The following is a 25,133-nucleotide window of genomic DNA, read 5'->3' as shown; positions in this document are numbered from 1 at the left end:
GGGATCTGACTATGACCCGCTCATTACGCATCCTCTACATCGCCCTGTTCATGGTGACGCTGTTGGTCCTTGGCGTGTGGTCCACGCGCAGTTTCCTCGGCTTCAGTACCTCTGCCGAAACGACGGTGCTCAACGGCCGCTGGACCAAAGCCGTGGAAACGCATTACGACGACGAGTTTCCGATCAAGCGCCTGGGCACCAACCTTTGGGCTGCGCTGGATTTCAAACTGTTCAACGAAGGTCGTCCGGGCGTCGTGCTCGGCCGCGATCAGTGGTTGTACAGCGATGAGGAATTCAACCCGATCGTCAACGAAGAGCTGAACCTGCAAGGCAACTACGCGCTGGTTGAAGGCGTGCGCCAGGAACTGAAAGCCAAAGGCGTGAAACTGGTCATGGCAATCGTGCCGGCCAAGACTCGCCTGTACCCGGAACACCTGGGTGAAGTGAAGCCTTCGAGTATCCACGCCAACCTCTATGACGACTTCCACGCTCATGTGGCGGCCAACAAAGTCCTCGCGCCCGACCTGTTCGGCCCGATGCTGAAAGCCAAGCTGGACGGTCAGCAAGTGTTCCTGCGCACCGACACCCACTGGACCCCGGAAGGCGCACAAATCGCCGCCGAGACCCTGGCGAAATCCATTTCCGACAAGTACCCGCTGAGCGGCGAGCCGCAACACTTCGTCACTGAACCTGCGGAGAAGGTGACTCACAAGGGCGACCTGCGGTTGTTCCTGCCGCTGGACCCGCTGTTCGAAAACCTGATGCCCAAGACTGAGCCGTTGCAGAAGCGCAACACCGTTGCGGCGCAGGACCAGCCTGCCGCTGATGACGCCCTGTTCGCCAACACTGAAGTGCCGGTGGCCCTGATCGGCACCAGCTACAGCGCCAACCCCAACTGGAACTTCGTCGGTGCGCTGAAACAAGCGCTGAACAGCGACGTGGTCAATTACGCCGAAGACGGCCACGGCCCGATTCTGCCGATGCTCAGCTATCTCAAAAGTGATGCTTTCAAGAACAGCCCGCCACAGGTGCTGATCTGGGAGTTTCCTGAACGTTATCTGCCTGTGAACAACGAAATCGGTGACGCCGACCCGCAGTGGGTCGCAGAGCTCAAAGAAGCCGGCGTTCGCCAACAAAACGTAGCCGCAAACACTAAATCCGAGACGCCCGACCGGGCGCAAAACTGAAAGAGAGGTACACCATGACTTTCACTACTACTCCTCGCCGTCTCGCCAAGACCTTCGCTCTCGTTGCTGGCATGAGCGTGTTGTCGATGTCCGCCTTCGCTGGCGACGCCGCACTCTACGGCCCGACTGCACCGAAAGGTTCGAGCTTCGTACGTGTCTACAACGCCGGTAACGCTGAAGTCAGCGCCACCGTCGGCACCACCAACCTGGCCGAAGTCGCGCCGCTGTCCAGCACTGACTTCAGCTTCATGCCGGGCGGCGACTACAGCGCCAAGGTCGGTAGCCAGTCCCTGCCGGTGAAACTGGCCGGTGACCACTATTACACCCTGGTCAACAACGCCAGCGGCGCACCGCAACTGATCGAAGAACCGCCGTTCAAGAACAAGCAGAAATCCCTGGTTCGCGTGCAGAACCTCAGCGACAAGGCCCTGACCCTGAAAACCGCTGACGGCAAGACCGAAGTGGTTCCGACCGTGGCCGCAAAGGGCCGTGGCGAACGTGAAATCAACCCGGTGAAAGTCAGCCTGGCGCTATACGATGGCGACAAGAAAGTCGGCGACGTGAAACCGGTTGCCCTGGAACGCGGTGAAGCCGCCGTGCTGTACGTGACCGGCAGCGGCAGCAGCCTGGCGCCAGTCTGGGTAAAACGCCCGGTTTCGACGCGCTAATCATTTTTCCGGGTAGCCCACGGGCTACCCGGACACGGAATAAGAACAAGAGTGAAACGACAGAACGCAGTAGCTCTGACCCATACGATTTTCAAGGAGTAACAACATGATTCCGGTGATCTTGTCAGGTGGTAGTGGCTCACGTCTTTGGCCGCTTTCGCGTAAGCAATTCCCCAAGCAATTCCTCGCCCTGACCGGCGAACAAACTCTGTTCCAGCAAACCCTGGAACGCCTGGTGTTCGAAGGCATGGACACCCCCATCGTGGTCTGCAACAAGGAACACCGTTTCATCGTCAACGAGCAGCTGGGCGCCCGTAAACTGGACGTACAGCGCATCCTGATGGAACCGTTCGGCCGCAACACCGCGCCAGCCGTGGCCTTGACCGCACTGATGCTGGTCAACGAAGGTCGCGACGAATTGATGTTGGTGCTGCCAGCCGACCACGTGCTGGAAGATCAGAAAGCCCTGCAACGCGCCCTGGCCCTGGCCACGGTCGCTGCAGAAAACGGCGAAATGGTGCTGTTCGGCGTACCGGCCACCAAACCGGAAACCGGCTACGGCTACATCAAGTCGGCTAACGATTCGCTGCTGCCGGAAGGCGTCAGCCGCGTCTCGCACTTCGTCGAAAAACCGGACGTGAAACGCGCCACCGAGTTCGTCGAGTCCGGCGGTTACTTCTGGAACAGCGGCATGTTCCTGTTCCGTGCCAGCCGTTTCCTCGAAGAGCTGAAAAAACACGATCCGGACATCTACGACACCTGCGTGCTGACCCTGGAACGCAGCGAGCAGGATGCCGACACCGTTGACATCGACTCCGCCACCTTCGCTTGCTGCCCGGACAATTCCATCGATTACTCGGTGATGGAAAAAACCCAGCGCGCCTGCGTTGTGCCGCTGACCGCGGGCTGGAGCGATGTCGGCTGCTGGGCGTCGTTGTGGGAAGTGAATGAAAAAGACGCCAACGGCAACGTCACCAAAGGCGATGTGGTCATTCAGGACAGCAAAAACTGCATGATCCACGGCAACGGCAAACTGGTGTCGGTGATCGGCCTGGAAAACATCGTGGTCGTCGAAACCAAGGACGCCATGATGATCGCCCACAAGGACAAGGTCCAAGGCGTGAAACAGATGGTCAACACCCTCAACGAGCTGGGCCGTAGCGAAACCCAGACCCACTGCGAAGTCTATCGTCCGTGGGGCTCCTACGACTCGGTGGACATGGGCGGCCGCTTCCAGGTCAAGCGCATCTCGGTCAAACCGGGCGCGTGCCTGTCGTTGCAGATGCACCACCACCGCGCCGAACACTGGATCGTGGTCAGCGGCACCGCTGAAGTGACCTGCGACGAAAACGTGTTCCTGCTCACTGAGAACCAGTCGACCTACATCCCGATCGCCTCGGTCCACCGCTTGCGCAATCCGGGCAAGATCTCGCTGGAAATCATCGAAGTGCAGTCGGGCAGCTACCTGGGCGAAGACGATATCGAGCGGTTTGAAGATATCTACGGTCGCTCCAACCCGATCGAACGCGGCGTGTCGGTGAAAACCATCGCGCAGTGATTGATCTGTAACACAAGAAGCCCCTGTCCGACCCGCTGCGTTTTCCCTATCCGCAGCGGGTTGGGTGGGGGTTTTTTTATTTCTCGTTCCCACGCTCTGCGTGGGAACGATCTAATGGCAACAGACCTTGATCGACGAATGTCCATTCCTTCGGCCCTTCGGTAGGATGGTGGTCATGAGTTCAAGGAGCGTTCAAACATGTTCATCGGCGTCCTGCTGGTCATCACCTGGCTGATTTTGTTGCTGCGCTACCCGGCCAAGGCATTGCCGGTTTCTCTGGCAGCCGCCGTTGGTTTGGGTCTGGTGGCAACCTGGGTGATCTGGCTGGACAACCGCGAGGTCAAGCAACTGGCGCGCTTGGAGTTGCGCATCACTTATGCGCCAGAACAGTGCCCGGCCGATCGCCCACTGCAACTGAAAATGAACAACGGCAACGACGTGCCGCTGACCGAACTGCGCTGGCGCATCGCAGCCTATGCACCGGGCGACACAGTCAACCTGGCCGACAATCAATACGCCGCACCGCGCTATCGCGGCCCCGGCGAACTGCAGGCCGGGGCGAACTGGGAAGACTGCTTGCCCCTGCCGCCGTTGCGCCCTGGCTATCGCCCGCAAACACTGGAGTTTCGCGCCGAGCGTTTGCAGGGTAGTTTCTCCGACTAATCCCCTTCTTCTTTTTTGCACAAGGACCGCGCCATGCCCGTTGCGTTGATTACCGGTTGTTCCAGCGGCATAGGCCGCGCCCTCGCCGATGTGTTCAAAAATGCCGGATACGACGTCTGGGCCAGCGCCCGCAAGGCTGAAGATGTGGCGGCCCTGGCCGCTGCCGGTTTCACTGCCGTGCAACTGGACGTCAACGACGGCACCGCACTCGAACACTTGAGCGAGCGCATCAACCAGCAACATGGCGGCCTCGACGTGCTGATCAACAATGCCGGTTATGGCGCCATGGGGCCGTTGCTCGACGGCGGAGTGCCGGCCATGCAGCGGCAATTCGAAACCAATGTGTTCGCCATCGTCGGCGTCACCCGCGCCCTGTTCCCGGTACTGCGTCGCGCCAAGGGTCTGGTGGTGAACATCGGCAGCGTGTCCGGGGTTTTGGTCACGCCATTCGCCGGCGCCTACTGCGCCTCGAAAGCGGCGGTGCATGCCTTGACCGATGCGTTGCGCATGGAACTGGCGCCGTTTGGCGTGCGGGTCATGGAAGTCCAGCCGGGCGCCATCGCTTCCAGTTTTGCCAAGAATGCCGGCCATGAGGCGGAGCAGTTGATCACCGAACAATCGCCCTGGTTTCCACTGCGTGAAGGCATTCGCGCACGGGCCAAGGCCTCCCAGGACAACCCGACCCCGGCCAGTGAATTTGCCGCCGGGTTACTCAAGGCCGTGCAGCAGAGCAAACCACCGCGCCTGATTCGTCTGGGCAATGGCAGTCGGGCGTTGCCGTTACTGGCGGGGTTGTTGCCTAAAGGGCTGCTGGAGGCGGGGTTGATGAAGCGGTTCGGGCTGAAGGGGCAACTTCCATGACCGACTACACCGAATACTTTGACGAAGTGATCCAGGCCCACGTTGCCATCGAGCAATGGTTAGCCGAGGAACAGGACGAGCCGGCGCTTGAACGGTTGCTGACGCGTTTTTCTCCGCAGTTTTCCATGGTCTCGCCGTTGGGCCGGGTGCTGGATTTCGATGCATTGAGTGAGTTGTTTTTGATGGCGGGCGGGAAGAAGCTCGGGTTCAGAATTGAGCTCAGCGAGTTGCGCGGTGTCGCCCTGTATGACAGTGGCGCGGTGGTGAGTTATCGCGAGCAGCAGACCGATGCAACCGGCCTGCATTCTGATCGGCGCTCGACCGTGGTGTTTGAGAAGCGGGCCGATGGCCAGCTCATTTGGCGGCATTTGCATGAGACGTTTGGCAAGGAATGAACCTTTGCCTTATGTCTGATAGACCGAGTCGCTTCATTCGCGAGCAAGCCCGCTCCCACATTAGATTTTCAGTGAACACGGAATATGTGTACGACGCAGATCAAGTGTGGGAGCGGGCTTGCTCGCGAAGGCCGCGACTCGGTCTAACGGTCAGTTAACCACCACCGTGCACGTAATCCCCGCCGCCAACAGCACACCCTCCGGCACTTCATCAATGTGAATCCGCACCGGCACCCGCTGCGCCAGGCGCACCCAGTTAAAGGTCGGGTTCACATCGGCAATCAGCTCGCGACTCTCCGGGTTATCACGGTCGTAGATGCCGCGAGAAATGCTTTCCACATGCCCCTTCAACACTTCCCCACTCATCAGCTGCATGTCGGCTTTATCGCCGACCCGCACATGGGGCAATTTGGTTTCTTCGAAGAAGCCGTAGACCCAGAACGAGTTCATGTCGACCACGGCCATTTTCGCCTCACCGATGCGCGCGTAATCGCCGCGATGCACATTGAGGTTGGTCACGTAGCCGTCCACCGCTGCGCGGACCTCGGTGCGTTTGAGGTTCAGTTCGGCGGCTTCGAGCTGCGCCTGAGCGTGCTGATAATCGGCCAGGGCCGAGTCGGCGATGTTGCTGGCGTCGTCGCGGTTTTCCCTGGAAATCACCAGGTTGTCCATGTCGGCGCGGCGATGGGCGTTGACCTTACGCATCTCCCACGTCGACTTGCGTGAGGCCACCAGCGCCTGCGCCTGTTTGACCGCAATGCGGTAGTGCTCGGGGTCGATCTGCATCAGCAGGTCACCCTTTTTCACCAGTTGATTGTCGCGCACCGGCACGTCCACCACTTCCCCGGTGACGTCGGCGGCGACGTTGATGATGTCGGCGCGCACCCGGCCGTCGCGGGTCCATGGCGTGTCCATGTAATGCACCCATAGGGTCCGGCCGATCCACATCGCAAGGGCCAGCACCAGGAGGGTGGCGAGCAGGCTGAAAAGCTTTTTCATCAGGGCCTTCTTCAATGATAGAGAGTCAACGGTAGACAGTCAGCGCCAGGGCGCCGAACAGACAGGTAAACAGACTCAGGCGCAGCAGCGCCGGGTGCCAGAAGAAACGGTACAAGTCGAACCCGGACAAGAACCGATCAAGTGCCCAGGCCAGCGCCGCCGCAATGAAAAACATCAGGGTCATGGTCGGCATGTACACGCCGTGGAAGGCGATTTCACGAGGCATGTTCAAGTCCTTGGGGCGTAAGCCGCGAGTGGGGATTGCGGGTCCAGCAACGAAGTGCGGATGAAGTGCAAATAGCTCTTCACCCGACGCAAGGCCGAGGTGTCGAAATGCGGCGCGAAAGGTTCGTCGGTGGCTTGCACGCGGCTGATCGCGTGATCGACAGCGATCAGGCCGCGCTCCAGATTGCTCTGGCTCGGTTGCAGAAACAGCCGCACCAGCGAGCGGCCCATCACCCGGATTGCCTGACGCCACGGTTGGGATTCGGCATAGGCCGGATGCACCGGCAGGATCGCCTGTTCCTTGCGCAACTCGATGATCGCGTGGCCGACTTCCAGCACCACGAACATCCAGCGCAGCAAGTCCCGTTGCACCTGCGGTTGCCCTGCCGCGAGACCGTAGGCCTGATGCAACAAGTCCCGCGTGCTGCTTTCGAAACTCGACGCCAACCCCTTGAGTTTGCCGCTGATGGCGTACACCACCTGACCACGCAAATCCTGCTCCAGCCGACGCCACAACCAGCGGCTGTTGGGCGGCAGAATGATCGCCCCGGCCGCCGCGCACACCAGCATGCCGAGCACCATGGCGATGTAGTCGTTGATGAAGGCGTATGGATTGTAAACAGTGAGGTTGTCCGGCACCGAACCGGTGCTGAAGAAGATCAGCAAACCGAGACCGACACCGGCGTATTGCGGCCGCGAAGTGAGGAACGAACCGAGCACGATCACCGGTGCGAGCATCACGCAGAGCAACGGAAAACCGTCGATCCAGGGGAAGATGAAAAACATCTCGACGAAGCCGATCAGGGCCCCGAGGAACGTCCCGCAAGCCATCTGAAACGCCATGCGTTTGGGATTCGGTGTTGCCGCTGAAAGGCCCACGGTCGCGGCGGCGATCAGCGTCATCGTCGCCCCGCTTGGCCACGCGGTGGCGACCCAATAGCTGCCCAGAACCACCAGAATGAACGCCGCGCGAATCCCCGAGGCGGCCGACGCCATCCAGTTGGTTTGCGGGGTGAACGGCTCATCCCATTGCTCGCGCGCATGGCTGTGATCGGCCAGCGACGCGTGGGTCTGTGCATAACTGTGCAGGTCATCGACAAAGCGATAGAGCAATTCGTACGCGGTATGAAAATCCAGCTGCTCGGCGTCGCTCGGATTGCTCTCCTGAAAAATCGCCCGCAAGCTGCGAACGCGTGCCGGCAAACCTTCTTTATAGGCGGTCAACGCGATCACCAGACGCCCCGCATCGGCGTTGGTCAAGGCACGACCGCTGAAGCCGTCGAGCAGTTCGGCGAGGTCCTGCAAACCCGGTTTGATCGCCGCAACCACGTGATCGGTGCCGCTGCTGCGCAAGCGTTCGAGCAACTGGTGCAAGGCGTTGAAACGGGTGGTAATGCCCATGAACTCGCTGTTCAAGCGGCTGAGCCGACCGTTGCGTCGACGCATGTGCGGGTCTTCAAACACAGTGACGCTGCGCAGCCCTTCCAGCCCCACGGCCTCAGCAATGAAGCGCACGTTGCTCGCCTCGAAAGCCTCCCGTTTGCTGCGACCACGCAAGCCATCGGTGACGAATAGCGCAAACACGCCGAAGCGCTGATACAAGGCGTTGCGCATGGCGGCGCTGGCGGATTGCGGCAGGATCGCGGCGCTGACCAGCGTGGAGCAAATGATCCCCAGGGAGATTTCCAGCACCCGCCAGACTGCCGCCATGAACGCGCCGTCCGGGTGCGCCAGTGCGGGCAAACCGACCATCGCGGCGGTGTACCCGGCGAGCACGAAACCGTAAGCGCGGAAGTTGCGATAGCGCGCCGCGCCGGCCGAACAGATGCCCACCCAGATCGCCAGCGAACCGAGGAACAGCTCGGTGTTCTGCGCAAACAAGGCAATCAACGCGACCATCACCGCCGATCCGGCCAATGTTCCAAGAAAGCGATAGAAACTCTTGGCCAACACGTGGCCGCTTTGCGGTTGCATGACGATGAACACGGTGATCATCGCCGTGCGCGGCTGCGGCAACTCCAGGCGCATGGCCAGCCACAGGGTCAGAAACGCCGCGAACAAGACCTTGAAAATGTAGACCCAGGTCACGCCATCGCTGCGCGCCCAGTCGAAGAAACCCCGGCGCCATTCAAGGGAATACAGCCAGCGCAAAGGTGCGGGCAAGGGAGTCATGAAATCCTGTTCAATGAAATTAAGGCCGGGCGCGGCACCTGTGGGAGCGGGCTTGCTCGCGAAAGCGGTGTGTCAGGCAACATCATCATTGACTGACACGCCCTCTTCGCGAGCAAGCCCGCTCCCACAGGTTTTGTGTTCAATTTGAGAGGCTCTTAAGCAGGACCGGGGTTTTCGGTGCCGCGGTCTGGCTGTCTTTCGGCACGTCGTTACCCGCACCCAGTCCGCCGCCGAGCGCCGTCACCAGTTCAGCGTGCGCACTGAGGCGCGCCGCCTGCACCTGCTGCTGAACCTGCTGCTGTTTGAACAACAAGGTCTGGGCGTTGAGCACGTTGAGGTAATCGGTGAGGCCGCGCTGGTAGGCGATCATTGCGATGTCATAAGTCTTCTGCGCAGTGGCCACCGACTCGGCGGCGAAGGTTTGCTGCTTGTCCATGGACTCGCGGCGGATCAACTGGTCAGAGATGTTTTTCAGCGCGTTGACCAGTGTCTGGTTGTACTTGGCCACGGCGATGTCGTAACCGGCCGAGGCTTCGCCCAGCTCCGAGCGCAAACGGCCGCCGTCGAAGATCGGCAACGAGATGGCCGGGCCGACGCTGTAGTTGAGCTTCTTGCCGGTCAAAAACTCCAGCGCCCCGCCGCCGGTGGCCATGTAGCCGAGGCTGCCGACCAGGTCGACGTTGGGGTAGAAGCCGGCATGCGCGACATCTATACCACGCGCCTGGGCCGCCACTTGCCAGCGACTGGCGACCACGTCCGGGCGTTGACCGAGCAACTGCGCGGGCAACGACGACGGCAGTTTCAGCGCTGCGCCTAACGACAACGTTGGCCGCTGCAACTGCGCGCCCTCCCCCGGACCTTTGCCCGCAAGGGCTGCGAGTTGATTGCGACTCAGAGCGATTTCTTCGTCCAGCGCATCGATCTGGCGGTGGGTTTCCGGCAGCGGCGTTTCAGCCTGACTGACTTCGAAATGGGTGCCGATGCCACCGTTCAGGCGCTTCTGCGCGAGGTCGAGAATTTGCTGCTGCTGTTTCAGGGTCGCGGCGACGATGTCCCGTTGCGCGTAATGCAACGACAGCTCGATGTAGGCGCGCACGATGTTGTTCTGCAATTCGAGCTGGGCCAGACGCGCTTCCGCGGCACTCATGTGCGCCATGTCGACGGCGCGCTCGGTGGCGTTGCTTTCGCGGCCCCAAAGGTCGAGGGCGTAGCTGAAGCCCAGCGCGGCGTTGTTGTCCCACGTCGTCGTGTTGGCCAACTCGCCCGGCCCGTAGAACTGATCGGTGGGCCAGTTGTGACGTTTGAGGGTGGATTCGCCATTGATCTGCAAAGACTCGGCGGACTCGGCGATCCCGGCCATGGATTTGGCCTGACGCACTCGCGCCGCCGCCATGGCCATGGTCGGGCTGCCTTGCAGGGCGAGGTCGATCCAGCGGTTCAATTGCGGGTCGCCATAGGCCTGCCACCATTGCGCGGTCGGCCAGTGTGCGTCCTGTGCAGCGTTCTGGATGGCTTCGTCGGTGGCCAGTGAATTGGCCTCGAGTGCCTTGCCCTGTGGGGCAATACCTCCGGTACCGATGCAGCCGCTGATTGCCAGGGTTAAAGCCAAAACACTGAGCGTCTGAAGCGCTCTGTTGATGCGACGCGGCACTGCTGCGATTTCCTGAGGTGGGGAGTTGTTCCTGAGGTGGGCAATTCTAGGGGTCGGCTTTGTTGGCGATAAGCTGGGAATCCTGTGAATCTTTGTTACCGTTAGCGCGATAATCCCTTGGTCGGGGTCTCAGCCCCCGTAACTTCGTGTCACAATTTGCCATCGCCTCCGAGAGCACCCCATGGACACTTTGCAAAACATGCGCGCCTTCAGTTACGTGGCCGAGGCCGGCAGCTTCACCGCCGCCGCCGTGCAACTCGACACCACGACGGCCAACGTTTCGCGCGCGGTCTCCAACCTGGAAGCCCACCTGCAAACCCGCCTGCTCAACCGCACCACCCGACGCATCGCCCTGACCGAGGCCGGCAAGCGCTATCTATTGCGCTGCGAGCAGATCCTGGCCTACGTCGAAGAAGCCGAAGCCGAAGCCAGCGACGCCCACGCCCGCCCGGCCGGGCAGCTCAAGGTGCACACCATGACTGGCATCGGTCAGCACTTCGTGATCGACGCCATCGCCCGCTACCGCAAAACCCACCCCGACGTCACCTTCGACCTGACCATGGCCAACCGCGTGCCGGACCTGCTCGACGAGGGCTACGACGTGTCCATCGTGTTGGCCAGCGAGCTGCCGGACTCAGGCTTCGTCTCCCAGCGTTTGGGCATCACCTACAGCATCGTTTGCGCCTCGCCCGCGTATGTGAAAGCCAACGGCTGCGCGCAGAAGCCCAGCGATTTGCTGAACCACGCGTGCCTGCGTTTGGTGAGCCCGGTGATTCCGCTGGAGAAATGGACCTTCGACGGCCCGGAAGGCCAAGAGATGGTGACGATTAATAGCTCGCCGTTTCTGGTGAACTCCGCCGACGCGATGAAGACGGCAATCACCAGCGGCATGGGGGTTGGGGTTTTACCGGTGTATGCAGCGATTGAAGGGTTGCGCAACGGGACGCTGGTGCGGGTGATGCCGAATTACCGGTCGCAGGAATTGAATCTGTATGCGATCTACCCGTCGCGGCAGTATTTGGACGCGAAGATTAAAACGTGGGTCGAGTACTTGCGCGGGTCGTTGCCGGAGATATTGGCGGCGCATCAGGCGGAATTGGTGGCTTATGAGTTGAGCGGGAGCATGGGTGGGGTTCGGGTGGCGAACTGATTTCCAGCCCAACTGATTGATCGTTCCCACGCTCTGCGTGGGAACGATCAACGGCGCACACTCGGCAATCCGGGTGCTCGCATAAAAGCTCGGAAGAATGTTAGCGTGCTTGGCATTCACCTGCGCCGAGAGCCCTCCTCCCATGAAAAAGACCGTCCTCGCCTTCAGCCGCGTCACCCCCGAAATGATCGAACGCCTGCAGCAAGACTTCGACGTCATCGTCCCAAACCCGAAAAACGGCGACATCAACGCCCAATTCAACGAAGCCCTGCCCCAGGCCCACGGCCTGATCGGCGTCGGTCGCAAACTCGGTCGCGCACAACTGGAAAACGCCGCCAAACTGGAAGTCGTCTCCAGCGTCTCGGTCGGCTACGACAACTACGATGTCGCCTACTTCAACGAACGCGGGATCATGCTCACCAACACCCCCGACGTCCTCACCGAAAGCACCGCCGACCTGGCCTTCGCCTTGCTCATGAGCAGCGCCCGCCGCGTCACCGAACTGGACGCCTGGACCAAGGCTGGCCAATGGCAAGCCACCGTTGGTGCGCCGTTGTTCGGCTGCGATGTACACGGCAAAACGTTGGGCATTGTCGGCATGGGCAACATCGGTGCGGCCATCGCCCGACGTGGCCGACTGGGCTTCAACATGCCGATCCTCTACAGCGGCAACAGCCGCAAGACCGAGCTGGAGCAAGAACTCGGCGCGCAGTTCCGCAACCTTGATCAACTGCTGGCCGAAGCCGATTTCGTCTGCCTGGTGGTGCCGCTCAGCGAAAAAACCAGACACCTGATCAGCCATCGCGAACTGGCGTTGATGAAGCCTAGCGCGATTCTGGTGAACATTTCCCGCGGCCCGGTGGTGGACGAACCCGCCTTGATCGAAGCCCTGCAAAACAACCGGATTCGTGGCGCCGGGCTGGACGTTTATGAGAAAGAACCGCTGGCAGAGTCCCCCCTGTTCCAACTGAAAAACGCGGTGACGTTGCCGCACATCGGCTCGGCAACTCATGAAACCCGCGAAGCCATGGCCAACCGTGCCTTGGCTAACTTGCGCAGCGCTTTGCTGGGAGAGCGACCGCAAGATCTGGTGAACCCACAAGTTTGGAAGCACTAACTAAAAAGGGCAGACGCTTTAAACGTCTGCCCGCTCCATACACAACTTGAAATTCAGTCTGCCGACGAAAACAAGTTCGACAAGTTAGACTCTTCACTACTGACCCGACCCAGGGATTATTAGTTATGGAGAGTGCCTACCTTGAACAACATTACAACTGACAAGATCATCAGATACAGCAAAGTAATACTGATGATTTACATAAGCTTCTTTGGCCTGCTAGTGATGTACAGCAACTTCACCGACTACGCATCAAACTATGAATATGTCGGTCACGTCCTTAGCATGGACACCACCCGAGAAAATCTGAACCTGAGCTACAGGGCAATTACCTCGCCCATGCTCCACCACCGAATCTACTGGATCATTATTACCCTGGAAGTCACTTATACTGCTTTCTGCTTGCTAGGCGCCTATCATCTTTACCGAAACATAAACGCCTCTTCCAATAACTTTCATGAAGCGAAGAAGTTTGCAATTATTGGATTATTGATCGCCATGTTTGTTTATTACATCTGCCTGCAAGTGGTCGGTGTCGAATGGTTCAACATGGATGAGTCACAAACCTGGAACGCGAAAGACTGGGCTCGGCATATCGTCGATTTCATATTGCCTTTGCTGATATTTATAGCCATCAGAACTGAGCGCTGAGTGGCTTCAACGCTCAACCATCATGCCTCTCAGGCCAGCTTGCCGTTCCCCTGCACCATCGGCGCCTTGGGCTTACGAAACACCAGCACATTGCCCAGCATCACCAGTACCAAACCCACCAAGGCGGGCGCGGTCCATTGATAGCCTTCGGCAAACGCCGACACATTCAGCGCCACGATGGGGAACAGTACGGTGCAATAGGCTGCGCGCTCTGGCCCCATCCGCCCGACCAACGTCAAGTAGGCTGTGAAACCGATCACCGAACCCGGAATCACCAGGTACAGCAGCGAGCCGATGTAGCGCGCGTTCCATTCCATGTCGAACGGAATGCCTTTGACCATGCACCACACTGACAACATGGCCGCGCCATAGGCCATGCCCCAGGCGTTGGTGGTCAGCGGCTTGAGCCCGGCTTTCTGTTGCAGGCTCGACAGCATGTTGCCTGCCGAGAAACACAGTGTCCCGAGCAATGCCAGGCCCAACCCGAGCGAGGTTTGCGGGCTCGCGGTGTGGCCCGCCAGCTCAGGCCAGAACAGCAGGCCAAGCCCGAACAAGCCCAGCGCACCGCCCATCAGCACATTACGAGCGACTCTCTGCCCGAAGAACACACGTGCATTGAGTGCGTTCCACAACGTGGCGGTAGAAAACACCACCGCAACCAGACCACTGGGGATCCACTGACTGGCGGTCAGGAAGCACATGAAGTTGATGCAGAACAGGCACAGCCCCTGCGCCAGGCAAATCAGATGCCCGCGACGGTTCATCACTTGCAGGCGGCGACTCAGCAGCAGCATGACAAACAGCACCAGCGCCGCGAGACCAAAGCGATAAACGATCGACACCGGAATCGCCACTACGCCCAGTTGCCATTTCAAGGCAATCCAGGTGGTGCCCCAGATCAGCACGGTCAGCAAATACAACGACAGGTTCATGGCAAAGCTCCTCAATAGGGGCTCAGTGTCCTGCGCCAAGCCTCGTCGCACTTGCATAAACTTGCGCTTTTGTCGGGCCACAGGCTGGCAGCCGAACGGCTACGGAGTAGGATGCAAGGCGTTGGAGAGAAGCGATCATGCCCGCACTGGAGTCACTGCAAGTCTTTCAAGCCCTCAACCGCTCGCCCAATGCTCGCCTGGAGCACAGCGCCGAGCTCGGTGACGGCATGGCTGCAGCCTTGTGGAGCAATCATCACGACGCCCAGGATTACGAAGCGCCGAGTCATCACACCCTGTCCTGCTACATCGCCGGTGGCACCGGGACCTTTCGTCGCGACCAACCCGGCACCAAGGGCGGCCCGGACAAGCTGTGCATCCTGCCGGCCGAGCATCAATCGGGTTGGGTGATCAACGGCGACATTCGCCTGGCCCACGTGTATTTCAGTCCCGAACAATTCGCCCTCGGCTGCGTCACGCTGCTGGACCGCGAACCTCGCGAGCTGCAGTTGCGCGAAGCCACCTTTCTGGACGACCCGGCGCAAGCCCGGCGCTTTCGGCAAATGCTCACACTCAACTGGGACGAGCCCGGCGAACGTGTGCTCACCAGCAGCCTGGCCCATGAAATGATCAGCCACGTGTTGCTCGGCCAGGTCGGGATGCGTGAGGGGTTGCGGCTCAAGGGTGGATTGGCTGCGCATCAGCGGCGGCAGTTGGTGGAGTTCATCGACAACCAATTGGCCGAGGCGATCAGCCTGGGGCAGTTGGCGGCGTTGTGTGCGTTATCCGAATACCACTTTGCGCGGATGTTTCGCGAGAGCTTTGGGTTGCCGCCGCATCAGTATGTGCTGTCGCGACGACTGAGCCGGGCGCGGGAGTTGTTGCGTGCGACATCGCAGCCGTTGGGGGAAATTGCATTGGCGTGCGGGTTTGCCAGTGCGAGTCATTTCACCAATCGGTTTCGTCAGGCATTGGGTGGAACGCCCGGCGAATATCGGCAGGCGTTTTTGCGGTAGGCCCGAAGATTATCGGTGTCCGGGATGCCGCCTTCGCGAGCAAGCCCGCTCCCACATTTGATCGCATTCCCATGAGAGAACTCGGTCGAATGTGGGAGCGGGCTTGCTCGCGAAGAACGATGACGCGGTCTGCGGTCTGCGATCAGAACTCCAACGTGCTCGACAACGAAATCTGCCGCGAATCCCCCATCGACACAAAGAACCGGCTCGCCGCCGAGGTGTAGTAGGTGCGGTCAAACAGGTTCTTCACGTTGAGCTGGAACTTGACCTTCTGCCCTTCGACTTTGGTGTCGTAGGTAGCGAACGCATCGGCCACGGTGTAGCTCGGCAGGTCGAAATCGTTCACGGCGTTACCCGCTCGCTCACCGACATACCGCGCCCCCGCGCCGACCCGCAGCTGATCGCCACCAACGATGGTGCCGAAGTCATAAACCGCCGACAGCGAGCCGCTATTCTTGGCGACGTTTTGCAGTTTTTTGCCTTTGTAGGTCGGGTCTTCGGTGACTTCGGCATCGGTGTAGGCATAGCTGCCGATCATGCTCCAGCGATCACTCAACTGACCGCTCAGGTCGACTTCCAGACCACGGGAACGCACTTCGCCGGCGGCGCTGTAGATCGTCACCGGACCTTCGGAGTTGGCCACCAGCACGTTGCGTTTTTTGATGTCGAACAGCGCGACGTTACCGGTGACGCGTCCCGGCATGTCGAGCTTGGCGCCGATTTCCCAGGACTTGGCTTCTTCCGGCGCAATGCTGCCGTCCAGCACGGTGCTGCTGCCGCTCAACGGCGCGATGGTCGAGTTGGGTTTGAACGACTCGGTGTAGCTGCCGTAGAACGACAGTTCATCGGTGTAGCGATACACCAGGCCGGCGCGAGGCACCCATTTCTGGCCGTTGCTGTCGGTGTTGGCCTTGAACGGCACGCCTTTGCCGGCGTACTGGTCGTATTCCTGGAAGCGCCCTCCAGCGACGAAAATCCATTGATCGGTCAGGTGGATCGAGTCCTGGAGGAATACCGAATCGCTGCGCAGTTCATCGGTCTGCGCGCTGTCCGCCGGGCTGACGGTGGTGCCGGCGACTTCACGGCCGTACACCGGGTTGATGTAACTGAAGGTGCTCAGGCTTTTCTGGCGGATCAGGTCTTCGCGGTAGATCTTGCGGTATTCGTCATCAACGCCGAATACCAGGTCATGCTTCATCCCCGCGAACTGGACATTGCCTTCAAGGCTGGCGGTGGTGAAGCGGTCGGTGCTGATCGCGTTCTGGGTGCCGTCCATGCTGCGGGTCAACGTGCCCTTCTTGGTGTCGATGGCGGTGATGCGCACCTGGCTGGCGTCGTAGGTTTCGCGGTTCCAGCTGTAGCCGAAGTGGGCTTTCCAATTGTCGTTGAGCTCGTGATCGGCCTCGAAGTGATAGAGGTCCGAGCGGCCTTCCATGTTGTTGAAGGGCTCGTCGAGGCGACGCTCGCGGGAGATGTCCAGCGGATGGTTGTCACGCGGATCGATGATCGTGCCACGGTCGAACGGGGTCAGAAACTCGCGGTGTTCGTAGGAGAACAGCAGCTTGGTGCTTTCACCGAACCAGGCCAGGGACGGTGCTACCAATGTCTCGCGGTGAGTACCGAAGTTGCGCCAGTAATCTTCGTCTTCGTGGTCCAGGACCATGCGATAGGCCAACCCGGATTCACCGAGCGCGCCGGTGCTGTCGAGACCGCCACCGCTGCCGTTCTTGCCGTCGCCATAGGTCGAGCCACGCAGGGTCAATGCGTTGTACTGCTCAAGCTCGGGCTTTTTGCTGACCATGTTGACCACGCCGCCCGGGTCTTGAATGCCATAAAGAAGCGAGGCCGGGCCCTTGAGCACTTCGACCCGGTCCACGGTCGCATTCATGCCACGGCCCTGCACGATCGGCATGCCGTCGCGCATGATCGAGCCGTTACGGTTGTCGCCGAAACCGCGAGTCATCACCGAGTCCTGAGTACTCGCCAGTGTGTTGCCTTGAGTAATGCCGCTGACGTTGGCCAGCGCGTCATCCAGATTGCGCGGCGCTTGATCGCGAATGACTTGAGCCGGAACCACGTTGACGGTCTGGGGGATTTCCTGAAGCAAGGCCGATGAGCGCATCACCGAACTGGTGGGTGGCGGCTGATAGCTCATGGATTGATCGGCCACCGAGGTGATGGTGGTCGCGCCCAGGTTCAAGGCGCCATCGGTAGGCAACAGCTCCAGCACCAACGTGTGGCCGTCGGTACGGCGGAAGGTAAAACCCGAACCGCTGAGCAAACGCTGCATTGCTTGCTCGGCACTCATCTGTCCGCTGAGCGCTGGAGCGTTGATGCCGTAAGGCGCCTCATCGGTGTAGACCACGCTGGTGCCGGTGATCCGGCTGAAGTCGCTCAAGGCCTGGGGCAGCGGTTTGGCGGCCATTGCGAAGCTGAACTGCGCACTCTGTCGGACACTGCCGGCCTCAGCCGCCACCGCCACACTCAACGGCAGCAATGCCAACGCCGAAATGCTCAGGGCACACGTACCCAACCATTGTTTGACCGAACCCGATTTCGCCCTGGACTTCATTGCTCATGACCTGTGTAGAACCGCAACGGATGCGAATGACTCGCAGTTTCAGTCACTACACGGATGGCGTCGGGGTTTACCTCACCAGAATTCTGAAAATATTTTTATTCAGGCCATGCGGTGTTTGATCTGACGCCTTCGCGAGCAAGTCGGATCGCCGCACCGCCGCTCCCACATTTTGGAATGCGTTCCCCTGTGGGAGCGGGCTTGCTCGCGAAGAGGCCAGCAGCCTCAGCGCAAAATAATCAGATGCCCCAGAACCTGATGCTGCTCAAACCCCAACACCCCTTGCAACGAACTCAACACCGCCTGCGGGTCCTTGCTCGGAAAGCTGCCACTGACCCGCCGCGCCGCCAGTTCATCGTTGAGCAGCACAATCCGTCCCGGGTAATAACGCCTAAGGTCTTGCACCACGTCGGCGAGTGTCGCCTTGTAGTAATTGAGCCATCCCTGACGCCACGCCAATTGCGCTTCGCTGTCGACGCTGTGGAGTTTTTCCGCCAAGCCATCGCCATAAGCCACTTGCTGGCCAGCCGTCAGTATTTGCTGCGCGGCGTTTTTGTCCGCCGTCACACCAACCCGCCCCGACAACACCGTAACCTGCGCGCCGTGCGGTTGCAGACGCACTTCGAACTGAGTCCCCAGCACCCGCGCCTGGCCCCTCTCAGCGTCCACCACAAACGGCTCGCCGGTGTGGGTCACGCTGAAAAATCCAGCACCACGCCGCAGCTGAACGTGCCGCTCGCCACGACTGAAATCCACGGCGATTGCACTGTCGGCGTCCAAGGTGACTTGTGACTGATCCGCCAACGTGACGGTGCGAATTTCCCCCGGCGCCGACACATAGTCCGCTCCCAGATCATCGACCCAGCGCGACGGTTGCCAGCCGGCACCGAAGCCAATCATCAGCACCAGACACGCCGCCATCGCCAACGCACCAGACCAACGCCGAACGCTGGTACGGCGCGAGCGATTCATCGCGTTGAGGTAACCCTGCAAGGCAAACGCGTCTTCATCGGCCAACGTTCGGGCCGGTGTTTCGGTCAACTCCCACACCACTTGCGCCTGGGCGTAAGCCTCGGCATGGGCCGGGTCGGCCTGTAGCCAATGGCTGAAGGTGGCCTGATCGCCGCTGCTGGGCTGATCATGCAACAGACTCAGCCAGGCGAAGGCCGCCTGTTCCTGAGCAGGCGTCGGGGTGACGCGTTCGGTGTTGTTCACGGTGCTTTCCCTGGCGTGCGCGGTTCGGGTTCCCGCAGGCTGGCCTTGCAAGCCTCGAGGGCGCGCATCATATGTTTTTCCACAGCGCTTTGGGACAAACCCATGGCTTTGGCGATTTCGGCGTATTTGCGCCCGTGAATACGGTTGAGCAAAAAGATCTGCCGCGTGCGCTCAGGCAGCGCGCGCAACGCCGCCTCGACGTGACGCAAGTCATTGCCCGCCTCCAACGCCGCTTGCGGTTCGCTGCCGTGACTGTCGGGTTGATCCGGCATCCAGCCCTCGTTAACCCGCACCCGGGTGCCTTCGCTGCGCAAATGGTCGATGGCGATGTTGCCGGCGCAGCGCAACAGGTAAGTGCTGAGTTCTTCAACCTGCACCAGTGGCCGACGCCAGAAACGCAGGAACAAGTCCTGCACCAGATCCGCGGCCGTCGCCCGACACCCGACACGACGGCTCACCAGCGCTTCCATTTGCGAACGCTGGGAAAGGAACACCTGCAGGAAATGCGCACGCGCACCGCGATGTTCGTCGTCATGGGATTCCGGGGGGCTGGTGATCATCAGGTCAGCCCTGCGCAAACGCGGCAACGGGACTGGCGAGCACGCTCAACCCGGCCAACGCCAAGGCCAGGCGCGGGCGATATGGCATCAACCACACCAGCACCAGAGCGCTAAGCATCAACACCGCAAACCACTCCACCAATCCAAGCCCCCAACCCGTCGACGACACCGCGGCCCACAACGATAACGCCAGCAACAGCCAGCCACTGAGTTTCATCCCCTGGCGGCGACGGGCCGAGGGCTTGCGTCCCAACAATTCGGCGTGATGCCGATCCATCGATAAACACAGCGCGGTGAAACCGCCGTAGCACAGCAACAAGGCCAGGAACATTCAGTGCGCCTCTTGCTCAAGCATTATCGATTTCGCCCGCGGTCGGGTGACGATTCTGGCCTGCCCCGCGCGCTGCATTTTCCACGCAGCCCACGCGAAAAACAGCCCACTGCCCAGGCATGTCAGATCGAAACCGGCCATGGCCCAATCGCCCTGCATCAGGGTGACGCCCAAGTGATCAGGCGTGGTCAGCGCGTTCAGCAGCGGCACCGCACAGAACAGCAACGCCGCCAGCGCCAACTGCTCGACCCACGCGGCGCGACCACGACGGACCATGGCGTGCAACACACTCAAGCCCCAGACGATGAAGAAGCTGTTCACTTCCCAATCCGCCCGCCCGGCCATTCCGACCGGCAACAATCGATTGGCCCAGAAGAACGCCGCCACTGCGACCATCAACCCCGACATGCTGGCGATGTTCAGGACTTCCACCAGTCGCAATTCAAACGGCATCACACCGCTCTTCGCATGTTTGAGCTGACGCTTGCCGAGCCAGATCACCAGCCCGGTACCGATCATCGCAGTGCCCGCCAAACCACAAATGAAGTACAGCCAGCGCAACACCGGACCGGCAAAATGGCCCATGTGCAAGCCATAGAAACTGCCGGCAATCGCCATGGGTAGGGCTTGCTTCGGCGTCGTGCTGAGTAGCTGCCCGGTCACGCCGTTGAATGTCAACGCGCTGCCAAAGTCGTGGACCACTCGGTCGGCGCCGTCACGCGCAAGAATGACCGAGGCATTCGCATCACCCGGATTGTTGACCGTCAGCCGCCCGGCCCGCCCGCCCGACCATTGCTCACTGGCCCGTTCCAGCAGCGGTGCCAACGGTGCCAACTGGCCCGGTTCACCGGCAAGTTCGGGGACATTGGAAGCAGGAAACACCTCATCGTAAAACGTATCGAAGTCACTGCCATAAGAGGCGACGATGCTCGCCGGCATCACCATCGACATGAAAATCACCAGGCTGCTGTAAGTGATCATCAGGTGAAACGGCAACACCAGAACGCCCACCGCGTTATGCCCGTCCAGCCAGGAGCGCTGGCCCTTGCTCGGGCGGAAGGTAAAGAAGTCCTTGAAGATTTTCTTGTGGGTGATGATCCCGCTGATCAGCGCGACGAACATCACCATCGCTGCGATGGTCGACAGCCAGCGACCCCACGGATAGGGCATCTGCAGCTGAAAGTGGAAGCGGTAAAAGAACTCGCCACCGCGTGTGTCCCGGCCCTGCACTTCTGCGCCGGTTTGCGGATCGAGGAGTTTTTCGGTGAATTGACCGCGCGTGCCGGGCTTGGCCGGAGCTTGCTGCCACCTCACCGACAGCCCGGGTTCGCGAGCATCCGGTAAATCGATGAGCCATCGCGAGGCACCCGCGGCGTGCTGCTCAAGGTAGTGCTGGGCCAGGGTCAGACTGGCGTCGGAGGACAGCGCACGGGCGGGAATTTCCGGCTGCATCCAGTGGCTGATCTCATCCTTGAAATAGGCGAGCGTGCCGGTCAGGAAAATCGCGAACAGCAGCCAGCCGAAGATCAACCCGGCCCAGGTGTGCAGCCAGGCCATGGCCTGTCGAAAGCCCTCTTTCATGCGTGGCCCATCCAGCAGGCCAGCCCCGCCACCGCCGCCAAAATCACGCTCGGCACGATCAATCCGAACCAGGCTTGCCACGCACTGCGACAGGCAAAGCACCAGAGTACGGCGACCAGATACACCAGAAACGAGGTCATCATCCCGGTGACCACCGCTTCGCCGCGAGCCATGGGCAGCCACATCGTCAGGCTCACACTGGCCAATGCCGCGACGAGGTACCCCCCCAGCACGGCGGCCAGCATTCGGGAAGTGACGGCCAGTCGGTAGGAAACGGGGAGCGCGGTGATTTTGCCTTTCATGTTTCGACCTTGAAACGGGTGAGGCCTCGTGAACGTCACGGGACCAACAAGGTCGCAATATTAATGATAAATATTCTCATGTGCAAAAGAGATCCGACGGGATCGTTGTTACAGCAGCCAGCGGTCAGTCAGCACAAACAAGAACGGGCCTGCATAAGCAGGCCCGTTTTCAGTAGTGGAAAGGTAAAAATCAAATCAGGCTTCAACCGTTTTGCGCAGCCTGTTCGTTCTCGAGAAACTCGTCTTCCAGCAGCGCATCGGCTGCGACTCTCTCGAACGGCACCACAGCGGCACGTGGTTTGCCCCGCAGTTTGCCGAACAGGTGCTCAAGCGCATGTTCAAGTTTTTCAGCCGCGCCGTCGATCGCCAGTTCCAGGTTTGCGGCTTTATGGGTGACAGAAATCGGTTGGTGGCCTTTTGGCCGCGCTTCCAGCTGACAGCGCATGTCATGGGGACCGGGCTTGTCGCCGTTCTCGTCCCGCAGATGAACCTCGACGCGTGTCAGGTCCTCTTCATAACGTTCGAGCGTGCTCTCAATGGTAGTACGTACCCACTCCTCCAGTCGGATGCTGCTTTGAATATGGTTATCGCTGTTGACTTGGATTTGCATAGTTCATCCCTTATTTCAGCTAGCTCGCGAGAGGCCCTTCGGCTGGCCCGTGGGCGTCATCACCGTGACCTCTTACTTACACAATCGGTCTGCTCGCAGAACAATTCAACCCCTAAAAAAAGATAAATTTTCATACGCAAAAAAAGCCGGACAAGGAGCAAAAGCGCTGTTAAGGTCGGGAGTTGGGTCGCCTGACTCTTTTGTCACAATTGCTCACATCTGCCGCTCCGCCAGCGGATGCAGGCTTCGAAATATCCCCGCCTCTTCCACCAGCCAGTCATGCACCGCACGCACGCCCGGATGGCTCAGCGTCCCTGGCGCATAGAGCAGCACGTAACGCTTGTGATTCGGCACCGCCAGGCCAAACGGCACGATCAACGTCCCTCGCTCCAGCTCATCGTTAAGCAACGTTCGTCGCGCAATCGCCACGCCCATCCCGGCAATCGCCGCTTCGATGGTCAGGTGATTGCGATTGAAGGTGTGCCCACGCCGCACGTCCGCGCCTTCGAAGCCGATGGCGTTGAGGTAGAACTCCCACTCTGCATACTCGTAACTGCCGCGCCAGGCGGTAATGTCGTGCAGCAACGGGAAATGCATCAAGTCCGCCGGGCCATGCAGCGGCGGCCGGCCGCGCAACAGGCTCGGCGCACAGACCGGAAATATCTGTTCGTCGAGCAAGGTTGTGGATAACAAACCGGGATAGCTGCCGTCATTCAGGTCGATGGCCAAATCGAAGTCGCCCTCGTGCAATGGCACGCTGCTGTCCTCGGCCACCAGCCGTAATTGAATGTCCGGAAAGCGCTGTTGCAAACGCGGCAACCTTGGGGTCAACCACTTGCTAAGGAACGATGGAATCGAGCGCACCCGCAAAATCCCGCTGATCATTCCTGCGTCCAGTCGTCGCAATTCCGCATCGATGCTGCCGTATGCCTCGTTGACCGTGATGGCCAGTCGCTGGCCTTCGGCGCTCAATTCCACGCCGCGAGCGCGACGATGAAACAGGCGAAACCCCAACCGCTCTTCCAGCTGTCGGATTTGCTGACTGACCGCACCCGGCGTGATGTGCAGCTCTTCGGCGCAACGGGTGAACGACAAGTGCCGCGCGGCACAGGAAAACACGTGCAGCCAGACGTAAGTCTGGGCGTGCAATTGGCGACTCATTGTTTAGTCCTGCTAAAGGCTGTCTTAGGAAGTTTCGTTGGTCACGTAGGACCGAGGTAGGCAGTATCGCCGACATTGCGCTTGTCCTACAAAAATGGCAGCGATTTCTCTTCCATTGCTTGTATAGGCTTTAGCATGGCTATCAGTGTTTTCGATCTCTTCAAAGTCGGCATCGGTCCGTCCAGTTCCCATACCGTTGGCCCGATGCGCGCCGCCGCGACCTTCGCCCAAGCCCTGATTGACCAACAATTGCTGGCCGACGTACGGCGCGTAGAAATCCGACTTTATGGTTCGCTGTCGGCGACCGGCGTCGGTCACGCCACCGACCGCGCCTGTGTCATGGGCCTGATGGGCGAATGGCCGGACAGCATCGATCCCACGTCCATCGACAGCCGAATCCAGACCCTGCGCGAAACCGGTGAACTGTCCCTTGCCGGCAAATCGACCATCGCCTTCAACTGGCAACGCGATCTCCTGCTGCTCGACGAGAGCCTGCCCTACCACCCCAACGCCATGTCCCTGACAGCCTTTGGCGAAACCGGTGAATTGTCGGAGCAAACGTACTACTCGATTGGCGGCGGTTTCATCATCGAAGCGGCCGAAGCCGAGTCCGGCATCGCGCCTACCAGCGATGTGGTGCTGCCGTACGATTTTTCCAGCGCCGCCGAACTACTCAAGCTCTGCAACCTCCACGGTCTGCGCGTTTCCGAGTTGATGATGGCCAATGAACTGGCCTGGCGCAGCGAAGCCGAAATCCGCAATGGCCTGCTGCACATCTGGTCGGTGATGCGCGAATGCGTCGAGCAGGGGCTGCGTCACGAAGGCATCCTGCCCGGCGGTCTGAATGTTCCGCGCCGCGCGGCGAAACTGCACCGCAGCCTGTTGGAAATTGGCAAACCGAATGTCATCACCTCCACGCTATCAGCCATGGAGTGGGTGAACCTGTTTGCCCTCGCCGTGAACGAAGAAAACGCAGCGGGCGGGCGCATGGTCACTGCGCCGACCAACGGCGCGGCGGGGATCATTCCGGCGGTGCTGCACTACTACATGAAATTCAACCCGGACGCGTCGGACGATGACGTGGTGGCGTTCTTTTTGGGCGCTGCGGCTGTAGGCATTCTCTGCAAGAAAAACGCGTCTATCTCCGGTGCCGAAGTCGGCTGTCAGGGCGAAGTCGGCTCCGCCTGCGCCATGGCCGCTGCCGGTCTGGCGGACATACTCGGCGCCACGCCCGAGCAACTGGAAAACGCCGCCGAAATCGGTTTGGAACACAACCTGGGCCTGACCTGCGACCCGGTCGGCGGTCTGGTGCAGGTGCCGTGCATCGAGCGCAATGCCATCGCCGCCGTGAAGGCGATCAACGCCACGCAAATGGCCCTGCGCGGCGACGGCAAACACTTCATTTCCCTGGACCGGGTGATCCGCACCATGCGCGATACCGGCGCCGACATGCACGACAAATACAAAGAGACTTCACGGGGCGGCCTGGCTGTTAGCTGGGTGGAATGCTGAGGAGCATTCCCTGACCGCCCGCAATACGTGAGCCCGAGCAA

At 60.2% G+C, this 25,133-nt stretch carries 24 protein-coding genes and 1 pseudogene; 12 read left to right on the top strand and 13 right to left on the bottom strand.

The annotated features are described in order from the left end of the window. Positions 1–11 precede the first annotated feature (11 nt). From ASC74_RS18745 to ASC74_RS18720, 6 genes are all read left to right on the top strand, one after another. A complete protein-coding gene (locus ASC74_RS18745) occupies positions 12–1,187 on the top strand; it encodes an alginate O-acetyltransferase (protein ID WP_056743082.1) in 1,176 nt (391 codons plus the stop codon). A gap of 14 nt (positions 1,188–1,201) precedes the next feature. Then, entirely contained in the window at positions 1,202–1,855 is a 654-nt protein-coding gene (locus ASC74_RS18740) for an alginate O-acetyltransferase AlgF (RefSeq protein WP_046045934.1), read from the top strand. A 106-nt stretch (positions 1,856–1,961) separates the two neighbouring features. After that, a complete protein-coding gene (locus ASC74_RS18735) occupies positions 1,962–3,413 on the top strand; it encodes a mannose-1-phosphate guanylyltransferase/mannose-6-phosphate isomerase (RefSeq protein WP_056743079.1) in 1,452 nt (483 codons plus the stop codon). A 198-nt stretch (positions 3,414–3,611) separates the two neighbouring features. After that, entirely contained in the window at positions 3,612–4,076 is a 465-nt protein-coding gene (locus tag ASC74_RS18730; RefSeq protein WP_046045931.1) for a hypothetical protein, read from the top strand. Between the two features lie 33 nt (positions 4,077–4,109). Further along, on the top strand, positions 4,110–4,937 hold the full coding sequence (locus ASC74_RS18725) for an SDR family oxidoreductase (RefSeq protein ID WP_056743077.1): 828 nt from the start codon (positions 4,110–4,112) through the stop codon (positions 4,935–4,937). Continuing rightward, entirely contained in the window at positions 4,934–5,332 is a 399-nt protein-coding gene (locus ASC74_RS18720; RefSeq protein WP_056743075.1) for a DUF4440 domain-containing protein, read from the top strand. Before ASC74_RS18725 ends, ASC74_RS18720 begins: the two co-directional genes overlap by 4 nt. A gap of 150 nt (positions 5,333–5,482) precedes the next feature. On the opposite strand, the gene ASC74_RS18715 is transcribed toward ASC74_RS18720, so the two are convergent. From ASC74_RS18715 to ASC74_RS18705, 3 genes are read right to left on the bottom strand one after another with little or no spacing between them, the layout of a single operon-like run. Beyond that, positions 5,483–6,331 carry an efflux RND transporter periplasmic adaptor subunit gene (locus tag ASC74_RS18715; RefSeq protein WP_056743074.1) on the bottom strand — a complete coding sequence of 283 codons (849 nt, stop codon included), beginning with the start codon at positions 6,329–6,331 and terminating at the stop codon, positions 5,483–5,485. 25 nt (positions 6,332–6,356) lie between these two features. After that, the gene (locus tag ASC74_RS18710; RefSeq protein WP_007896379.1) at positions 6,357–6,557 is read right to left on the bottom strand and encodes a DUF1656 domain-containing protein; all 201 of its coding nucleotides are present in this window, start codon (positions 6,555–6,557) and stop codon (positions 6,357–6,359) included. Positions 6,558–6,559: 2 nt separating this feature from the next. Continuing rightward, entirely contained in the window at positions 6,560–8,728 is a 2,169-nt protein-coding gene (locus ASC74_RS18705) for an FUSC family protein (RefSeq protein WP_156400830.1), read from the bottom strand. Between ASC74_RS18705 and ASC74_RS32200 the strand changes: the two are divergent. Continuing rightward, positions 8,727–8,861, top strand: a pseudogene (locus ASC74_RS32200) (metal ABC transporter ATP-binding protein); the annotation flags it as partial. The gene ASC74_RS18705 and the pseudogene ASC74_RS32200 overlap by 2 nt on opposite strands. Before the next feature lie 6 nt (positions 8,862–8,867). On the opposite strand, the gene ASC74_RS18700 reads toward ASC74_RS32200, so the two are convergent. Beyond that, a complete protein-coding gene (locus ASC74_RS18700) occupies positions 8,868–10,379 on the bottom strand; it encodes an efflux transporter outer membrane subunit (RefSeq protein ID WP_056743072.1) in 1,512 nt (503 codons plus the stop codon). Positions 10,380–10,560: 181 nt separating this feature from the next. On the opposite strand from ASC74_RS18700, the gene ASC74_RS18695 reads away from it, so the two are divergent. From ASC74_RS18695 to ASC74_RS18685, 3 genes are all read left to right on the top strand, one after another. Continuing rightward, positions 10,561–11,529, top strand: a complete 969-nt coding sequence (locus ASC74_RS18695; RefSeq protein ID WP_008150590.1) for a LysR family transcriptional regulator — start codon at positions 10,561–10,563, stop codon at positions 11,527–11,529. 142 nt (positions 11,530–11,671) lie between these two features. Then, positions 11,672–12,646 (top strand): 2-hydroxyacid dehydrogenase, encoded by a 975-nt coding sequence (locus ASC74_RS18690; protein ID WP_056743071.1) that lies wholly within the window; start codon positions 11,672–11,674, stop codon positions 12,644–12,646. A gap of 141 nt (positions 12,647–12,787) precedes the next feature. After that, positions 12,788–13,297 carry a DUF2165 family protein gene (locus ASC74_RS18685; protein ID WP_056743069.1) on the top strand — a complete coding sequence of 170 codons (510 nt, stop codon included), beginning with the start codon at positions 12,788–12,790 and terminating at the stop codon, positions 13,295–13,297. Between the two features lie 29 nt (positions 13,298–13,326). Here ASC74_RS18685 and ASC74_RS18680 read toward each other — a convergent pair whose 3' ends face one another. Further along, complete coding sequence (locus tag ASC74_RS18680) at positions 13,327–14,229, bottom strand: DMT family transporter (RefSeq protein ID WP_056743067.1); 903 nt, start codon at positions 14,227–14,229, stop codon at positions 13,327–13,329. 137 nt (positions 14,230–14,366) lie between these two features. Between ASC74_RS18680 and ASC74_RS18675 the strand changes: the two genes are divergently transcribed. Further along, positions 14,367–15,242: an AraC family transcriptional regulator gene (locus ASC74_RS18675; RefSeq protein ID WP_056743065.1), complete on the top strand. Its 876-nt coding sequence runs from the start codon at positions 14,367–14,369 to the stop codon at positions 15,240–15,242. 142 nt (positions 15,243–15,384) lie between these two features. Here the strand turns inward: ASC74_RS18675 and ASC74_RS18670 are convergent, their stop codons facing one another. From ASC74_RS18670 to ASC74_RS18635, 8 genes are all read right to left on the bottom strand, one after another. Beyond that, complete coding sequence (locus ASC74_RS18670) at positions 15,385–17,814, bottom strand: TonB-dependent siderophore receptor (RefSeq protein ID WP_056743064.1); 2,430 nt, start codon at positions 17,812–17,814, stop codon at positions 15,385–15,387. A 231-nt stretch (positions 17,815–18,045) separates the two neighbouring features. Beyond that, the gene (locus ASC74_RS18665) at positions 18,046–19,035 is read right to left on the bottom strand and encodes a FecR family protein (protein WP_056743061.1); all 990 of its coding nucleotides are present in this window, start codon (positions 19,033–19,035) and stop codon (positions 18,046–18,048) included. Further along, positions 19,032–19,595, bottom strand: a complete 564-nt coding sequence (locus tag ASC74_RS18660) for an RNA polymerase sigma factor (protein ID WP_095129391.1) — start codon at positions 19,593–19,595, stop codon at positions 19,032–19,034. The genes ASC74_RS18665 and ASC74_RS18660 overlap by 4 nt, the downstream gene beginning before the upstream one ends. A 4-nt stretch (positions 19,596–19,599) precedes the next feature. Continuing rightward, positions 19,600–19,926, bottom strand: coding sequence for a DUF3325 domain-containing protein (locus ASC74_RS18655; RefSeq protein ID WP_056743059.1), 327 nt, complete (start codon positions 19,924–19,926; stop codon positions 19,600–19,602). After that, positions 19,927–21,507 (bottom strand): PepSY-associated TM helix domain-containing protein, encoded by a 1,581-nt coding sequence (locus ASC74_RS18650; RefSeq protein WP_056743057.1) that lies wholly within the window; start codon positions 21,505–21,507, stop codon positions 19,927–19,929. It abuts the gene before it with no gap. Then, positions 21,504–21,809, bottom strand: a complete 306-nt coding sequence (locus ASC74_RS18645; protein ID WP_056743055.1) for a DUF3649 domain-containing protein — start codon at positions 21,807–21,809, stop codon at positions 21,504–21,506. Before ASC74_RS18645 ends, ASC74_RS18650 begins: the two co-directional genes overlap by 4 nt. Positions 21,810–22,011: 202 nt before the next feature. Further along, the gene (locus tag ASC74_RS18640; RefSeq protein ID WP_008150614.1) at positions 22,012–22,419 is read right to left on the bottom strand and encodes an HPF/RaiA family ribosome-associated protein; all 408 of its coding nucleotides are present in this window, start codon (positions 22,417–22,419) and stop codon (positions 22,012–22,014) included. Between the two features lie 213 nt (positions 22,420–22,632). Beyond that, the gene (locus ASC74_RS18635; RefSeq protein ID WP_056743053.1) at positions 22,633–23,580 is read right to left on the bottom strand and encodes a LysR substrate-binding domain-containing protein; all 948 of its coding nucleotides are present in this window, start codon (positions 23,578–23,580) and stop codon (positions 22,633–22,635) included. Between the two features lie 135 nt (positions 23,581–23,715). Between ASC74_RS18635 and ASC74_RS18630 the strand changes: the two genes are divergently transcribed. Beyond that, on the top strand, positions 23,716–25,092 hold the full coding sequence (locus ASC74_RS18630; protein WP_056743052.1) for an L-serine ammonia-lyase: 1,377 nt from the start codon (positions 23,716–23,718) through the stop codon (positions 25,090–25,092). The last annotated feature ends 41 nt before the right edge of the window (positions 25,093–25,133 follow it).

The organism is Pseudomonas sp. Root329, assembly GCF_001424925.1.
Taxonomy (GTDB): domain Bacteria; phylum Pseudomonadota; class Gammaproteobacteria; order Pseudomonadales; family Pseudomonadaceae; genus Aquipseudomonas; species Aquipseudomonas arabinosi.
This window is presented reverse-complemented; position numbering and strand designations above follow the sequence as displayed.

Bases quoted from the DNA above. Each gene is read 5' to 3' on its own strand.
- ASC74_RS18670 (WP_056743064.1), bottom strand. From the start codon at position 17,814: ATGAAGTCCAGGGCGAAATCGGGTTCGGTCAAACAATGGTTGGGTACG.
- ASC74_RS18655 (WP_056743059.1), bottom strand. From the start codon at position 19,926: ATGTTCCTGGCCTTGTTGCTGTGCTACGGCGGTTTCACCGCGCTGTGT.
- ASC74_RS18675 (WP_056743065.1), top strand. From the start codon at position 14,367: ATGCCCGCACTGGAGTCACTGCAAGTCTTTCAAGCCCTCAACCGCTCG.
- ASC74_RS18720 (WP_056743075.1), top strand. From the start codon at position 4,934: ATGACCGACTACACCGAATACTTTGACGAAGTGATCCAGGCCCACGTT.
- ASC74_RS18660 (WP_095129391.1), bottom strand. From the start codon at position 19,595: ATGATCACCAGCCCCCCGGAATCCCATGACGACGAACATCGCGGTGCG.
- ASC74_RS18725 (WP_056743077.1), top strand. From the start codon at position 4,110: ATGCCCGTTGCGTTGATTACCGGTTGTTCCAGCGGCATAGGCCGCGCC.
- ASC74_RS18640 (WP_008150614.1), bottom strand. From the start codon at position 22,419: ATGCAAATCCAAGTCAACAGCGATAACCATATTCAAAGCAGCATCCGA.
- ASC74_RS18635 (WP_056743053.1), bottom strand. From the start codon at position 23,580: ATGAGTCGCCAATTGCACGCCCAGACTTACGTCTGGCTGCACGTGTTT.
- ASC74_RS18645 (WP_056743055.1), bottom strand. From the start codon at position 21,809: ATGAAAGGCAAAATCACCGCGCTCCCCGTTTCCTACCGACTGGCCGTC.
- ASC74_RS18695 (WP_008150590.1), top strand. From the start codon at position 10,561: ATGGACACTTTGCAAAACATGCGCGCCTTCAGTTACGTGGCCGAGGCC.
- ASC74_RS18680 (WP_056743067.1), bottom strand. From the start codon at position 14,229: ATGAACCTGTCGTTGTATTTGCTGACCGTGCTGATCTGGGGCACCACC.
- ASC74_RS18650 (WP_056743057.1), bottom strand. From the start codon at position 21,507: ATGAAAGAGGGCTTTCGACAGGCCATGGCCTGGCTGCACACCTGGGCC.
- ASC74_RS18715 (WP_056743074.1), bottom strand. From the start codon at position 6,331: ATGAAAAAGCTTTTCAGCCTGCTCGCCACCCTCCTGGTGCTGGCCCTT.
- ASC74_RS18710 (WP_007896379.1), bottom strand. From the start codon at position 6,557: ATGCCTCGTGAAATCGCCTTCCACGGCGTGTACATGCCGACCATGACC.
- ASC74_RS18705 (WP_156400830.1), bottom strand. From the start codon at position 8,728: ATGACTCCCTTGCCCGCACCTTTGCGCTGGCTGTATTCCCTTGAATGG.
- ASC74_RS18735 (WP_056743079.1), top strand. From the start codon at position 1,962: ATGATTCCGGTGATCTTGTCAGGTGGTAGTGGCTCACGTCTTTGGCCG.
- ASC74_RS18740 (WP_046045934.1), top strand. From the start codon at position 1,202: ATGACTTTCACTACTACTCCTCGCCGTCTCGCCAAGACCTTCGCTCTC.
- ASC74_RS18730 (WP_046045931.1), top strand. From the start codon at position 3,612: ATGTTCATCGGCGTCCTGCTGGTCATCACCTGGCTGATTTTGTTGCTG.
- ASC74_RS18745 (WP_056743082.1), top strand. From the start codon at position 12: ATGACCCGCTCATTACGCATCCTCTACATCGCCCTGTTCATGGTGACG.
- ASC74_RS18630 (WP_056743052.1), top strand. From the start codon at position 23,716: ATGGCTATCAGTGTTTTCGATCTCTTCAAAGTCGGCATCGGTCCGTCC.
- ASC74_RS18690 (WP_056743071.1), top strand. From the start codon at position 11,672: ATGAAAAAGACCGTCCTCGCCTTCAGCCGCGTCACCCCCGAAATGATC.